This is a genomic window from Pseudomonas sp. R2-37-08W, assembly GCF_003851705.1.
Lineage (GTDB): Bacteria > Pseudomonadota > Gammaproteobacteria > Pseudomonadales > Pseudomonadaceae > Aquipseudomonas.
The window spans coordinates 4,970,607-4,984,260 of the sequence record NZ_CP027728.1; the positions used below are offsets into that span (position 1 = coordinate 4,970,607).

At 62.0% G+C, this 13,654-nt stretch carries 10 protein-coding genes; 4 read left to right on the forward strand and 6 right to left on the reverse strand.

Translation table 11 applies throughout. From position 1 onward, the window contains the following. Positions 1-28 precede the first annotated feature (28 nt). The 3 genes from C4J93_RS22925 to C4J93_RS22935 all read right to left on the reverse strand — a co-directional run bounded on the left by C4J93_RS22925 (position 29) and on the right by C4J93_RS22935 (position 3,183). Positions 29-625 carry a pyridoxal phosphate-dependent aminotransferase gene (locus tag C4J93_RS22925; protein ID WP_256660105.1) on the reverse strand — a complete coding sequence of 199 codons (597 nt, stop codon included), beginning with the start codon at positions 623-625 and terminating at the stop codon, positions 29-31. Between the two features lie 39 nt (positions 626-664). Next, positions 665-1,894, reverse strand: a complete 1,230-nt coding sequence (locus C4J93_RS22930) for an MFS transporter (RefSeq protein ID WP_124430543.1) — start codon at positions 1,892-1,894, stop codon at positions 665-667. 95 nt (positions 1,895-1,989) lie between these two features. After that, the gene (locus C4J93_RS22935; protein ID WP_124368418.1) at positions 1,990-3,183 is read right to left on the reverse strand and encodes an MFS transporter; all 1,194 of its coding nucleotides are present in this window, start codon (positions 3,181-3,183) and stop codon (positions 1,990-1,992) included. 95 nt (positions 3,184-3,278) lie between these two features. On the opposite strand from C4J93_RS22935, the gene C4J93_RS22940 reads away from it, so the two are divergent. Further along, positions 3,279-4,199: a LysR family transcriptional regulator gene (locus C4J93_RS22940; RefSeq protein WP_124430544.1), complete on the forward strand. Its 921-nt coding sequence runs from the start codon at positions 3,279-3,281 to the stop codon at positions 4,197-4,199. Between the two features lie 87 nt (positions 4,200-4,286). Here C4J93_RS22940 and ettA read toward each other — a convergent pair whose 3' ends face one another. Beyond that, positions 4,287-5,951: an energy-dependent translational throttle protein EttA gene (ettA, locus tag C4J93_RS22945; protein WP_124368420.1), complete on the reverse strand. Its 1,665-nt coding sequence runs from the start codon at positions 5,949-5,951 to the stop codon at positions 4,287-4,289. A gap of 159 nt (positions 5,952-6,110) precedes the next feature. On the opposite strand from ettA, the gene C4J93_RS22950 reads away from it, so the two are divergent. The 3 genes from C4J93_RS22950 to glyA all read left to right on the forward strand — a co-directional run bounded on the left by C4J93_RS22950 (position 6,111) and on the right by glyA (position 12,163). Then, on the forward strand, positions 6,111-6,722 hold the full coding sequence (locus tag C4J93_RS22950; protein WP_124371922.1) for a LysE family translocator: 612 nt from the start codon (positions 6,111-6,113) through the stop codon (positions 6,720-6,722). Positions 6,723-6,837: 115 nt separating this feature from the next. Beyond that, positions 6,838-10,689, forward strand: a complete 3,852-nt coding sequence (locus C4J93_RS22955; RefSeq protein WP_124430545.1) for a bifunctional diguanylate cyclase/phosphodiesterase — start codon at positions 6,838-6,840, stop codon at positions 10,687-10,689. Positions 10,690-10,909: 220 nt separating this feature from the next. After that, entirely contained in the window at positions 10,910-12,163 is a 1,254-nt protein-coding gene (gene glyA, locus C4J93_RS22960; protein WP_124430546.1) for a serine hydroxymethyltransferase, read from the forward strand. 186 nt (positions 12,164-12,349) lie between these two features. Here glyA and yjiA read toward each other — a convergent pair whose 3' ends face one another. Both yjiA and C4J93_RS22970 read right to left on the reverse strand, forming a co-directional pair. Beyond that, positions 12,350-13,309, reverse strand: a complete 960-nt coding sequence (gene yjiA, locus C4J93_RS22965; protein ID WP_124430547.1) for a GTPase — start codon at positions 13,307-13,309, stop codon at positions 12,350-12,352. Between the two features lie 138 nt (positions 13,310-13,447). After that, positions 13,448-13,645: a YbdD/YjiX family protein gene (locus C4J93_RS22970; RefSeq protein WP_003176208.1), complete on the reverse strand. Its 198-nt coding sequence runs from the start codon at positions 13,643-13,645 to the stop codon at positions 13,448-13,450. Positions 13,646-13,654: the final 9 nt, after the last annotated feature.

The window sequence follows — 13,654 nt, forward strand, 5'->3', positions numbered from 1 at the left end:
CGCACCGTGACAGGGCAAAATGTCGCTTTTATGAATTTAAATGGTGCATTTCTATAAATAACTGGCGTATTTCGCCCTGAAACAGGGATTCCAACCCGACACATGCACCAATGAGTGAAAGGTTGGACGACAGCCCCGCGCAGGTGAGGCGGTAGTCATCCGCAGCGGTATCGACATAGACCGGAACGCCACCGGCCAGCTGGATCTGGGTGGGGAAGGTTTCCCAGTACGGCACCGCAACGATGACTTCATCCCCCGGATCGAGCAGCACCATCGCGGCGTTATACAGCGCCTGCTTGGCTCCGGCGGTCACTGCCACTTCATCGGCGACGTAATTCACCCCGCAGCGCTGAGTCACCTGCTGCGCCAGCGCTTGGCGCAGCAGGGGCAGGCCGATGGGCGGCGTATAGCGGTTGCGTGCATTGGCCAGCGCATCGCTCACCGCGGCTTTCATGGCCGGGCAGGCATCGAAGGACAATTCCCCAGCGGCAAAATTGATCACGTTGACGCCGGCTTCTTTCAAGGCATTGGCTTTGCTGCGCATGCTGGACGTGCCCGGTGCGCGCAGACGTTGCGCACGCCGGGACAGCGGCAATGACACGGCAGACGGTTCACTGTTGTTCATTGTTATACCTGCCAGAACACGCTGAAAAATTCGTTCGCCCTACCGGGCCTGAGCCTCCAGCCCTCGTTGAACCCGCCAGGACAGCGGCAAGGTGAGCAACAAGGTGGCGGCCAGCAGCAAAACGGCCAGGGGCACGCCGGTGGCATCCCCCAGGCTGCCGAACAGCACCGGCGCCAAGGCGCCGCCGCCGATGGTGCCGGTGTAGAACACTGCAAAAGCCTGGTCGCGCCTGCCCGGCCCCGCCAGGTCCGGCACCGCGCCGTAGAGCACCGACGACGTGCCATTGAGCACCAGCCCCAGCAGCGGCAACATCACCATCAAACCGGCGTAGGGCAGGTATACCGCCATGACGATCAGCAGCGCCGTGGTGAACTCCGTGACCCACACCGTCTTCATCATGCCGATGCGCGCACCGAGGTAACCGCACAACAGTTTGCCGAAGGCGCCTCCCACGAACAGCATCGTCAGCGCCAGACCGATCCCCGCAGGCCCGGCCCCCTTGGCCTTGAGCAAAAACGGCAGGAACGTGAGAAATCCCATGCGCACCGCGCTGTCCAGCGTGCCGGTCAGGATCAGCGCACGCAGCCCACTCACGGAGCCGGTGCCGCCGCCCGCACGGGTGGCTTTGGGCGGCGCCGCCAAACCTTCGGTGCGCGCCGGAATCAGCCACCACAACAAGCCTGCCGCCAGCAGCCCGAGTACACCCAGCAGGGTGACACTGGCGCGCCAACTGATGACCGCCAGCAACAGGCCGATCAACCCGGGGATCAGGGTTTTGCCGATATCTCCACTGAAGTTGTACTGCGACAGCGCTTGCTTGACGCCCCCGCCCGCCTCCCCGCCCGCCTCGTAGGCATCGGTGATCAACGACGAGGCCAGCGGGTGCTGCGTACTTGCGCCCAGCCCGCCCAGCAGCAGCGCCACCAGCAGCACCGCCAGCCCACCGGCCTGGCCCGCCAGCAGATAGGCCAAGCCCGCCAGCGCAGTGCCGCCCACCAGCAAGCGCTGGCGCCCCCAGCGTGCCGCAGCGCGACTGGCCAGTAACTGGAAGCCGGCCATCATGGCCGCATAGGCACCGCGCAACAGGCCGACCTGGGCGTAGCTGAGGCCGAACTGCGCCTGCCAGATCGGCAACAGCACATAGATCACATCGGTCAGGCCGTCGTGCACGGCATGCGCGCCACAACCGGCCACCAGGGAGCGGCAGCGCACAGTTGCCTGGTCAGGCGGTGACAACGACGGGGCTGCGGTTTGCTTCAGGGTGTTCATCCGGGTCAGTGGCTCTCAGGCAAAACGTATCTTCAGCAACTGACTGCGCTTGATCACGGTGTCAGTCATGTTCACCTCTCATAGTCGATGAAACATCAGGCCGGTTTGCCGCGTTGGCCGGCGATCAGCGCCTGGGTGTCTACCGGTTTCCAGCCCAGCAGGGCGATTGCCAGCGACAACAGTTGAAAGCCTGCGATCAATGCCACGCAGCCCGGCCAGCCCCACTGCTCCCAGAGCAGCGCCGGGGCCACTGCACCGGCGCTGCCGCCCAGGTAATAGCCGGTCAGGTACAGGCCCACGGCGCCGGACTTGTCCTGCCCGGCCGTGGTGGCGATGTACGCATTGGCGCAGGCCTGGGCCAGGAATACGCCGGTCGAGCTCAGGGCCAGGCCCAGCACGATCAGCCACAGGGACGGCAACAAGGTCAGGGCCGAACCGCAGAGGCCGAGCGCCACGGCGCCGCTCAGTAGCTGCGATTGCGGTCGCGATTTGCTCAAGCGACCCGCAATGGGAATGACCACCAGCGCCAGCAGGAACACGGCATACAGTGTCCCCAAGGCTGCTGCGCCCAGGTTGAACGGTGCCTGGCTGAGATACAGCCCGGCATAGGTAAAGGTCGCGACTTGTGAGAACAGCACACAGAAACCGACGCCATAGGCCGCCAGCAAGGGCTTGCGCAGCAGCCAGCGTACCCCGCGCGCGCCCACGCCCCCGACGCCGGGACGCGCCACTGGATTGGCCGGCAGCAGCAACAGGATCAGCAGGCCGACCGCCAGGCTGATCACCGCCAGCAGCTCGAAGGCTTCCCGCCAACCGACATACTGGGTCATGACCCCCGAGACAAAGCGCCCGGCAAACCCGCCGAGTACCGTACCCGCGACGTAGAGACTGGTGATCTCGGTGACAGTCGCTGCGCGCCAGCGGTCGCCGATATAGGCCACGCTGGTGGCGAATACCACCGGGATCAACATACCCTCGATAAACCGCCACACCAGCAGCTCGGCAAAACTGTCCACATAGGCCGTCAGCAGCGCTGGCAGCGCCAACAGCAACGCGGCCACGACAATCACGTTGCGTTGCTCGAAACGCCCGGTCAGGCGCCCGACAAAAGGTGCAGCCAAAGCCACTGCCAGGGTGGTCACCGTAATGCTCCACCCGGCCTGCCGGGCGCTCACCTGGAAGCTTTCGGCAAACACAGGCAGGATGCTCTGGGTCGCGTAGAGATTGAGAAACGCCGCACAGCCACACAGAAACACGGCAAAGCGGGCGTGATGCAGGCGCGGGTTCATGGGACCTCTCGTCTTATTGTCGAGGATCTTTATAGAATGCGCAGCGTGGCGAATACCAATACCGAATTCGGACCGATCAATACCCAGGAAACAGAATGCTTGATCTACGCAAGTTACGTTACTTCCTGACGGTCGCCGAAGAGCTGCACTTCGGTCGCGCAGCCCAGCGCCTGCACCTTGCCCAGCCGCCCCTGACCCGGCAGATCTCGGCCCTGGAAACCGAGCTCGGCTTTCGCCTGTTTGACCGCACCAGCCGCACGGTCACGCTGACCGCCCAGGGCCGGCACTTTCTACCCTATGCCCGCGCGGCGCTGGAGCACGCCCGGCTTGCGCAGGACATTGCCGCCAAGCTGGCCGCCGGCTCGACCGGCCAACTGGTCGTGGGGTTTGCCAGCTCGATCGCGCTGTCGGAGCTGTTCAGCCAAACCCTGCAAGCCTTCGCCCAGCGTTTTCCCGAGGTGCAACTGACCCTGGTGGAAAGCGCTTCCGGCAGCCTGCACGCGCATGTGCTGGACGGCCGCATCGACATCGGCATGAGCCGCCTGCTGCCGGAGCCCGGGCAAACCGACGTCGAGGTGTTGTCGTTGGGGCAAGAACCCCTGGTGGCGGCGCTTTGCAGCGACAACCCATTGGCTGGCCAGGACGAAGTCACCCTCGCCCAGCTCAGCGAGTTCCCGTTGATTCTGTTCCCCAGCGATTACGGTTCAGGTCTCAACGGTTCCATCAAGCACCTGTATCAACGCCACGGCCTGGCGCTGCGCCCGGGCCCTGCGGGGCGCCAGATCACCTCGATCATCGCCTTGGTGGCGGCAGGCCAGGGTGTCTCGCTGGTGCCCCAGTGCACTCGCACCCTGGCCAGGCAAGGCGTGGTCTACCGACCGTTGGCAGACCCCGAAGCCTGGGTCCACCTGCTGATCCTCACGCGCTCACAGTCACGCTCGCTGTTGGTCGAGGCGTTCATGGGGGTGGTCGGTGAATTGCTGCAAGACCGGCCGGCGCAGGCGCCGCTGGCATAATCCGGGCAAAAAAATACCCCTGCGCGAGGGGTATTTTTCTACAGGCTGCTCCGTACAGGCGCTGCCGAGGCGGCGCCTGTTGCCGAATCAGGCCAGTTTCTTGTGGCGTACGCGGTGCGGCTGGGCCGCAGCGTCGCCCAAACGCTTCTTGCGGTCGGCTTCATACTCGGTGTAGTTGCCTTCGAAGAACACCGCTTGCGAATCATCCTCGTACGCCAGGATGTGGGTCGCGACACGGTCAAGGAACCACCGATCGTGAGAGATCACAATGGCGGCGCCCGGGAAGTCCAGCAGGGCTTCTTCCAGGGAGCGCAGGGTTTCAACGTCGAGGTCGTTGGACGGTTCGTCGAGCAGCAAGACGTTGCCGCCTTCTTTCAAGGTCAGGGCCAGGTGCAAGCGACCACGCTCACCACCGGACAGGTCCTTGACGAACTTCTGCTGGTCGCCGCCCTTGAAGTTGAAGCGGCCGACATAGGTGCGCGACGGAATTTCGTAGTTGCCGATACGGATCTGGTCGGAACCGTCGGAAATCTGCTGGAACACCGTCTTGCTGCCGTCGAGGTCGTCGCGGCTCTGGTCCACACAGGCCAGTTGCACGGTTTCGCCGATCTCGATGCTGCCGGAGTCCGGGGTTTCCTTGCCCATCAGCATGCGGAACAGCGTGGATTTACCCGCACCGTTACCGCCGATAACGCCGACGATTGCGCCTTTTGGCATGGAGAACGACAGGTTGTCGATCAACACACGGTCGCCGTAGCCTTTGCTCACGTTCTTGAATTCGATGACCTTGTCACCCAGGCGCGGGCCGGCCGGGATGTAGATCTCGTTGGTTTCGCTGCGCTTCTGGAATTCCTGCGACTGCATTTCTTCAAAGCGCTGCAGACGGGCCTTGGATTTGGACTGGCGGGCCTTGGCGCCTTTGCGCACCCACTCCAGTTCTTCCTTCATGGCTTTTTCATGGGCCGATTGCTGCTTGGATTCGGCGGCCAGACGGTCGGACTTGGCTTCCAGCCAACCGGAGTAGTTACCCTCGTAAGGGATACCGGCGCCACGGTCGAGCTCGAGGATCCAGCCGGCGACGTTGTCCAGGAAGTAGCGGTCGTGCGTGATCGCAACCACGGTGCCTGGGAAGTCGTGAAGGAAGTGTTCCAGCCAGGCGACAGAATCAGCGTCCAAGTGGTTGGTCGGTTCGTCGAGCAGCAACATGTCGGGAGCCGACAGCAGCAGGCGGCACAGGGCCACGCGGCGTTTTTCACCGCCGGACAGGAATTCGACCTTGGCGTCCCACGCCGGCAGGCGCAGCGCGTCGGCGGCGACTTCCAGCTGGCGCTCCAGGTTGTGACCGTCGCTGGCCTGCAGGATCGCCTCGAGCTTGGCCTGTTCAGCAGCCAGCTTGTCGAAGTCGGCATCTTCCTCGGCGTATGCGGCGTAGACCTCGTCCAGGCGGGCCTGGGCGTTCTTGATCACAGCGACCGCTTCCTCGACCACTTCACGTACGGTCTTGGTCGGGTCCAGGATCGGCTCCTGGGGCAGGTAACCGATGTTCAGTTCGGGCATCGGGCGGGCTTCGCCTTCGAACTCGGTGTCGACGCCGGCCATGATTTTCAGCAGCGTGGACTTACCCGAACCGTTAAGGCCGAGCACGCCGATCTTGGCGCCCGGAAAAAAGGACAGTGAAATGTTTTTCAGGATTTCCCGCTTCGGCGGAACAACTTTTCCCAGCCGATGCATGGTGAAGACGTATTGAGCCAAAATGTGGACCTCTTGGAAATGTGAGAACAGGCCTACGTAGCGTCATGGCGCTGTACATAGCATTCGTAATCCTCAAGGTTAACCTAACTGACCGAGCGTATCGAAATCTATCTGTTAGATTAGCCGGCCATGCCCACCAGGTTCCAGGAGACCACGTCCATGCTTGGTGCCATATCCGCACTGGGATTGCTGCTATTAATGCCGGGGCCCACCAACACATTGCTGTTGCGCTCGGGGATACTCACGGGGTTCAGGCGTGCCTGGCCGCTGAGCCTGCTGGAATGCCTGGCCTACTTGGCGCAAATCTCCTTTTGGGGCTACCTGTTCAGCCATATCGGCGACAGTGCGCCGTGGGGGCTGAAAGTGGTGCAGTTCGCCTCGGTCTGTTATTTGATCAGGACTTCATACCTGCTGTGGCGCCATCCCGACGAAACACTCAAATCTGCGCCTGAAGCACGTGTGTCCAAACTGCATTTCTTTATGCTGACGCTGATCAACCCCAAGGGTTTGCTGATCGTTTCGTTCATCGTGCCGATCCAGACGTTTGTTGATTTGTCCTTGTACGTGCAGTTCGTCGCTCAGTTCACACTGGTGGTGATACCGGTGGGATGCACGTGGGTGCTGTTCGGCGCCCGCATCAAACGGGGCGGGTACGCCTGGTTGACATCGCATATCATCAACCGCACGGCTTCTGTGGTTATCAGCCTGTTCACCCTTGCAATCCTGACCCGGCTGGCGGACAGCGTGTTCCACGCCAACGCTGTACTTTAGTCCCGCCAGGCGGGACTGGCACTTTGCCACAACTCAAGGCATGCTAGCCGCCCTCCGGGCGTCCGGCTTATAGTGCACGTCGCGCGCCAGTCCAGCCAAACCGCAGGATTACAGCTTGTCCAAAGTCACGTCGCCTACTCCCTTGCGCGCCGCTCATATAGCGCCGGGAGCGCCCCTGCACGGCACCCTCAAGGGCGCATTGGCGACGCTTGTGCTGATGTTGCTCGCGTTATTGTTCTGGCAACTGCTTGATCAATTGCAGCAAAACCAGAAAAACCAGCAGCAATACACCATCGACTACAGCGCCGACCTGGCCGAGCAGATCAGCCAGAACATGGCCTTGAGCGCACAGATTGCCCTGAATCTGCTGCCGATCGTCGAGCCGCCGCGCAACGCCGAACAACACCAGGCTCTGATCCTCACGTTGCAGCGCTCATTGCCCGAACTGCGCAGCGTCGCCCTGCTCGCCCCCAGCGGCGCATTAATCAGCGACACCGCCAACGACAGCCAGGACAGCGCCCTGCTCCAGGAACTGGTCAAGCGCAGCCACGCCCAATCCTATTACCTGAGCAACGACAACGACGGCAACGTGATTTATCTGTTGCTGCACCAGCCCAGCGGCGGCTCGAAGATGTACTGGGCGCTGCGCCTGGCGCCCACCTACCTGGCCAACCTGACTCGCCAGGATGCCCAGGGCCAGCGCCCGATGTGGGCGATCGAGAACCGCCTGAACCAGCGCGTGGTCAGCCGTGACAACGGCATGCCGGCTCCGTGGGCCGGTGCGTTGACCCCGGACGAATTGAATAAAAGCGTATTGGTCACGCCGTTGAGCAAGAGCGACTGGCAACTGCGCGGGCTGTTCGACCGCAGCGCGGTGCTCGAACAACTGCTGCCGGCGTTTATCGGCAAATGCCTGCTGGGCCTGGCTTTTTCGCTGATCCCGGTGATCGTGTTGCTGAACATGCGCCGCCGTCAGCGCCAGGTGCACGAAGGCCGGCGGCGTTATCAGGATATTTTCGAAGGCACCGGCGTGGCCCTGTGCGTGCTCGACCTTTCGGGGTTTAAGGCGTTCTGCGACAAGACCCAGGTGCAGGGCCGCGAGCAATTGCACGCCTGGTTGCGGGCCAACCCCGCTGAGCGGCGCAAACTGCTCAAAGAGCTGCGCGTGACCGAGGTCAACCAGATGGCGGTGCGCCTGTTGAACGTGGCGTCCTGCGAGCAGGCCTGGGAGCGCCTGATTGACGATTGCCCGAGCAATGCCACGTCTATCGGCTACCAGGTGCTGGAAGCCGTACTGACCCGGCAAAAACAGCTGGAGCTGGAAATCCAGCTCAACGATGTGGCGGGCAATGACCAGTACCTGTGGCTCGTGATGCGTTTGCCGGAACAGCAGGACGACGTCAAGGCGGTGATCCTCAGCATCAGCGATATCACCAGTCGCAAGCTGATCGAGCTGTCGCTGGTCGAGCGCGAGAGTTTCTGGTCGGATGTGGTACGCACCGTGCCCGACCACCTGTATGTGCAGGACGTGATCAGCCAGCGCATGATTTTCAGCAACCATCACCTGGGCCATACCCTCGGCTACGACAAGGCCGAACTGCAGAAAATGGGCGAGTATTTCTGGGAAATCCTGCTGCATCCCGAAGACGCCGAGCATTACCACGACTTGCGTCAACAGCAACGCCAGGTGGCTTACACCACCCAACTGCACTGCCAGCTGCGCTTTCGTCACCGCAATAACCAGTGGCGACGCTTCGACATCCGCGAACAGGCCCTGGCCAGGGACACGTCGGCGGTGGTCACACGGATCATCGGCGTGGCCAAGGACATCACCGATCAGATCGAGGCCAGCGAATCCCTGCGTGACAGCGAACAGCGCTACCGCATGCTGGCCGAAAGCATCAGTGACGTGATCTGTTCCACCGACAGCCAACTGGCCCTCAACTACGTCAGCCCCTCGGTCAACGCCGTACTGGGGTATGACGTGGACTGGGTGTTCAAGAATGGCTGGCAGTCGATCATCGCCAACCCGCAACAGCTCAGCGGTATTTATGGGCTGATGGAACAGGTCAGCCGCGCGGTGGGCAACCCCGAAGCGCTGAACAGCCTGCGCGACGAGGTGCAGACCCAACTGTTCCTGTTCGACTGCCTGCGCGCCGATGGGCGCAAAGTGCCCATCGAGCTGCGCGTGGTGCTGGTGTGGGACGAACATGGCGCGTTTGAAGGCATCCTCGGCGTGGGCCGCGATATCAGCCAGCAGCGCCGCGCCGAAAAAGACCTGCGCATGGCGGCCACGGTGTTCGAACACTCCACCTCGGCCATCCTGATCACCGACCCGGCCGGCTACATCGTGCAGGCCAACGAGGCCTTCAGCCGGGTCAGCGGTTACGCCGTGAGCGATGTGCTCGACCAACTGCCAAACATGCTCACCGTCGACGAACAGCAAGAAGCCCACCTGCGCTACGTGCTCAAGCAACTGCACCAGCACAGCACCTGGGAAGGCGAAGTGTGGCTCAAGCGCCGCAATGGCGAGCACTACCCGGCCTGGGTCGGCATCACGGCGGTGTTCGACGATGAAGGCGACCTGGCCAGCTACGTGTGTTTCTTCAGCGATATCAGCGAGCGCAAGGCCAGTGAACAGCGCATCCACCGCCTGGCCTATTACGACGCCCTGACCCACCTGCCCAACCGCACCTTGTTCCAGGACCGCCTGCACACCGCGTTGCAGTCGGCGGAGCGGCAAAAGTCGTGGGTGGTGTTGATGTTCCTCGACCTCGACCGCTTCAAGCCGATCAACGACTCCCTGGGCCACGCCGCCGGCGACCGTATGCTCAAGGAAATGGCCACGCGCCTGCTCGGTTGCGTGGCCGAAGACGACACCGTGGCGCGGATGGGTGGCGACGAGTTCACCTTGCTGTTGCAACCGCGCGTCAGCCGTGAACTGGCGCTGAACCGCGCGATCACGGTGGCCGAGCAGATTCTGGCCAGCCTGGTGAAGCCATTCGTGCTGGAGGGTCGCGAGTTCTTCGTAACCGCTAGTATTGGCATCGCCCTCAGCCCCCAGGACGGCAACGAGCTGAGCCAGTTGATGAAAAACGCCGATACGGCGATGTATCACGCCAAGGAGCGCGGCAAGAACAACTTCCAGTTCTACCAGGCCGACATGAACGCCAGCGCCCTGGAACGCCTGGAGCTGGAAAGCGACCTGCGCCACGCCCTGGAACAGAACGAATTCGTGCTCTATTACCAACCGCAGTTCAGCGGCGACGGCAAACGCCTGACCGGCGCCGAAGCCCTGCTGCGCTGGCGCCACCCGCGCCGGGGCCTGGTGCCGCCGGGGGATTTCATTCCGGTGTTGGAGGAACTGGGGCTGGTGGTGGACGTGGGCGACTGGGTGATCAGCGAAGCCTGTCGTCAGCTCAAGACCTGGCACCAGAACAAAGTGCGGGTGCCGAAAGTCTCGGTCAACATCTCGGCGCGACAGTTCTCCGACGGGCAACTGGGCACGCGCATCGCCACCATCCTCAAGGACACCGGCCTGCCGCCGGCGTGCCTGGAGCTGGAGCTGACCGAAAGTATCCTGATGCGCGAAGTCAACGAAGCCCTGCAGATCCTCGCCAGCCTGAAAAACCTGGGGCTGAGCATTGCAGTCGATGACTTCGGCACCGGTTATTCGTCGCTCAACTACCTCAAGCAATTCCCTATCGACGTGTTGAAGATCGACCGCACGTTCGTCGATGGCTTGCCCTCCGGCGAGCAGGACGCGCAGATCGCCCGCGCCATCATCGCCATGGCCCACAGCCTCAACCTGGCGGTCATCGCCGAGGGCGTGGAGACCCACGAGCAGTTGGACTTCCTGCGCGAGCATGGCTGCGATGAGGTGCAGGGTTACCTGTTCGGACGGCCGATGCCGGCGAGCCGGTTCGAGGCGCAGTTCAGTAATGATGCGCTCTTCATGTTCGACTGAGATTTTGTGCGGGGCTGATGGCCTCATCGGGGGCAAGCCCCCTCCCACATTGAAATGCATTCCAAATGTGGGAGGGGGCTTGCTCCCGATTGCGGTGGCACATTCACTCACGATTCCAGATGAGCCCCGCTTGTCCGCGACATGATGTCCTTTCATATGCCATCTAAAACCCATTGGGTTAGAATGCCCTCCTTTTCTGCCCCGATCCTTGAGGACCGCCATGTTCAGCCGTGATTTGACTATTGCCAAGTACGACGCCGATCTCTTCGCCGCCATGGAGCAAGAAGCCGTGCGCCAGGAAGAGCACATTGAGCTGATCGCTTCGGAAAACTACACCAGCCCTGCGGTGATGGAGGCTCAAGGTTCGGTTCTGACCAACAAGTACGCCGAAGGCTACCCAGGCAAGCGCTACTACGGTGGTTGCGAGTACGTCGACGTGGTTGAACAACTGGCCATTGATCGTGCAAAAGAGCTGTTCGGCGCCGATTACGCCAACGTCCAGCCGCACGCCGGTTCCCAAGCCAACAGCGCGGTGTACCTGGCCCTGCTGCAAGGTGGCGACACCATCCTGGGCATGAGCCTGGCCCACGGCGGTCACCTGACCCACGGCGCCAGCGTTTCTTCCTCGGGCAAGTTGTACAACGCCGTTCAATACGGCATCGATGCCAACGGCCTGATCGACTACGACGAAGTCGAGCGCCTGGCGGTCGAGCACAAGCCAAAAATGATCGTGGCCGGTTTCTCTGCCTACTCGCAGATCCTGGATTTCCCACGTTTCCGTGAAATCGCGGACAAGGTCGGCGCCTACCTGTTCGTCGACATGGCCCACGTGGCCGGTCTGGTTGCTGCCGGCGTTTACCCGAACCCGGTGCCTTACGCTGACGTGGTCACCACCACGACCCACAAGACCCTGCGCGGTCCACGTGGCGGCCTGATCCTGGCGCGCGCCAACGCCGAGATCGAGAAGAAGCTGAACTCCGCGGTATTCCCGGGCGCCCAGGGTGGCCCGCTGGAGCACGTGATCGCCGCCAAGGCGATCTGCTTCAAGGAAGCGCTGCAGCCTGAGTTCAAGACCTACCAGGAACAAGTGGTCAAGAACGCCAAGGCCATGGCCGGCGTGTTCATCGAACGCGGTTATGACGTGGTGTCCGGCGGGACTGAAAACCACCTGTTCCTGCTGTCGCTGATCAAGCAGGACATTTCCGGTAAAGATGCTGACGCTGCCCTGGGCAAAGCCTTCATCACCGTGAACAAGAACTCCGTGCCGAACGACCCACGCTCGCCATTCGTCACCTCCGGCCTGCGCTTCGGCACCCCGGCTGTGACCACTCGCGGCTTCAAGGAAGCAGAGTGCAAGGAACTGGCCGGCTGGATCTGCGACATCCTGGCGGACCTGAACAACGAAACCGTGATCGACGCGGTACGTGAGAAGGTCAAGGCTATCTGCAAGAAGCTGCCGGTGTACGGCGCTTGATAGCAGTGGTTTGAACAAGAAGCCCGGCTCTTAAGCCGGGCTTTTTTTATGGCTGTTTGAATGTGAAATGCGATCAAATGTGGGAGGGGGCTTGCTCCCGATAGCGGTGGGTCAGTAATAGATAAGTGCCTGACACACTGCCATCGGGAGCAAGCCCCCTCCCACATTTTTTGATCGCATTTCAGGTCAGGGTTGGTGGACCTTGGCGAAACCTTCGCGAATTTTGTCCTCCGGCAACTCATCGGCAATAAACACAATCACGCTCTCCCGTGCCTCGCCTTCGGCCCATTCGGTGTCCCAGTCGAAGCCATAGAGCTTCAGCACGCCCTGAAACACCATGCGTCGCTCTTCCCCGGCAATGTTCAGCACGCCCTTGTAACGCAGCAATTGCTTGCCGTGGTCTTCCAGCAATTCGTTCATGAACTCACTGAGGCGGTCGATATCCAGCGGCTGGTCGGTGCGCAGCACCAGGCTGGAGATGCGGTCGATGGACGGCGCCGCGCTGACCGGGCGCAGGCTCATGCCGGCGTTGAGGTTGAAGCCTCGTACATCGAGCAGTTCGGCCAGGTCGATGGCGCCATGGTCCACCACCCGGATCGGGGCGCGGCGGTTGATGCGGGTCAGGCGTTCGCTGAGGGCGTCGAAGGTGGCATCGTCTACCAGGTCGCGCTTGCTCACCAGCAGGCGGTCGGCAAAACCGATCTGTGCCTGGGCGATGGTCTGGGCCAGGTGTTGCTCGGCGTGGGCGGCGTCCACCAGCGTAATGATGCCGTCGAGGATGTAACGGTCGCGCAGTTCCTCGTCGATGAAGAACGTCTGCGCCACGGGCGCAGGGTCTGCCAGGCCGGTGCACTCGATCACCAGGCGGTCAAAGGCGATCTCGCCGCTGTCCAGGCGCTCAAGCAGCAGGTAGAGGGCTTTGGTCAGGTCGGTGTGGATGGTGCAGCACACGCAGCCGTTGGACAGGGTCATGACTTGCACCGGCTCGGCGCCCAGCAGTTGGGTGTCGATGCCGGCGTCACTGAATTCGTTTTCGATCACGGCGATCTTCAAGCCGTGTTCGGCCTTGAGCAGGTGGCGCAGCAAGGTGGTCTTGCCAGCGCCGAGGAAGCCGCTGAGCACGGTGACGGGAATGGGAGAGGACAAAAGAAATTCTCCTTGAAGAAACACAGAAACAAATGTGGGAGGGGGCTTGCCCCCGATAGCAGTGTGTCAGGCACTCATGTGGCACTGATACACCGCTATCGGGAGCAAGCCCCCTCCCACAAGGGGTGCTACTTTAATTCAGCAGCACTTGGGCCCACCCTTGCCGCCGTAACGGGCTTCCTGGCGTTCCCGGAAGAACGCCTTGTAGTCCATCATCGGCTTGTCCGGGTGTTTGGTTTGCATATGCTCGACGTAAGTGTCGTAGTCGGGCATGCCGACCATCAGGCGCGCGGCCTGACCGAGGTATTTACCGAGGCGACTGATGTCATTGAACATGGGTGCAAT

Bases quoted from the DNA above. Each gene is read 5' to 3' on its own strand.
- C4J93_RS22925 (WP_256660105.1), bottom strand. From the start codon at position 625: ATGAACAACAGTGAACCGTCTGCCGTGTCATTGCCGCTGTCCCGGCGT.
- C4J93_RS22950 (WP_124371922.1), top strand. From the start codon at position 6,111: ATGCTTGGTGCCATATCCGCACTGGGATTGCTGCTATTAATGCCGGGG.
- C4J93_RS22935 (WP_124368418.1), bottom strand. From the start codon at position 3,183: ATGAACCCGCGCCTGCATCACGCCCGCTTTGCCGTGTTTCTGTGTGGC.
- C4J93_RS22940 (WP_124430544.1), top strand. From the start codon at position 3,279: ATGCTTGATCTACGCAAGTTACGTTACTTCCTGACGGTCGCCGAAGAG.
- C4J93_RS22930 (WP_124430543.1), bottom strand. From the start codon at position 1,894: ATGAACACCCTGAAGCAAACCGCAGCCCCGTCGTTGTCACCGCCTGAC.
- C4J93_RS22970 (WP_003176208.1), bottom strand. From the start codon at position 13,645: ATGTTCAATGACATCAGTCGCCTCGGTAAATACCTCGGTCAGGCCGCG.
- glyA (WP_124430546.1), top strand. From the start codon at position 10,910: ATGTTCAGCCGTGATTTGACTATTGCCAAGTACGACGCCGATCTCTTC.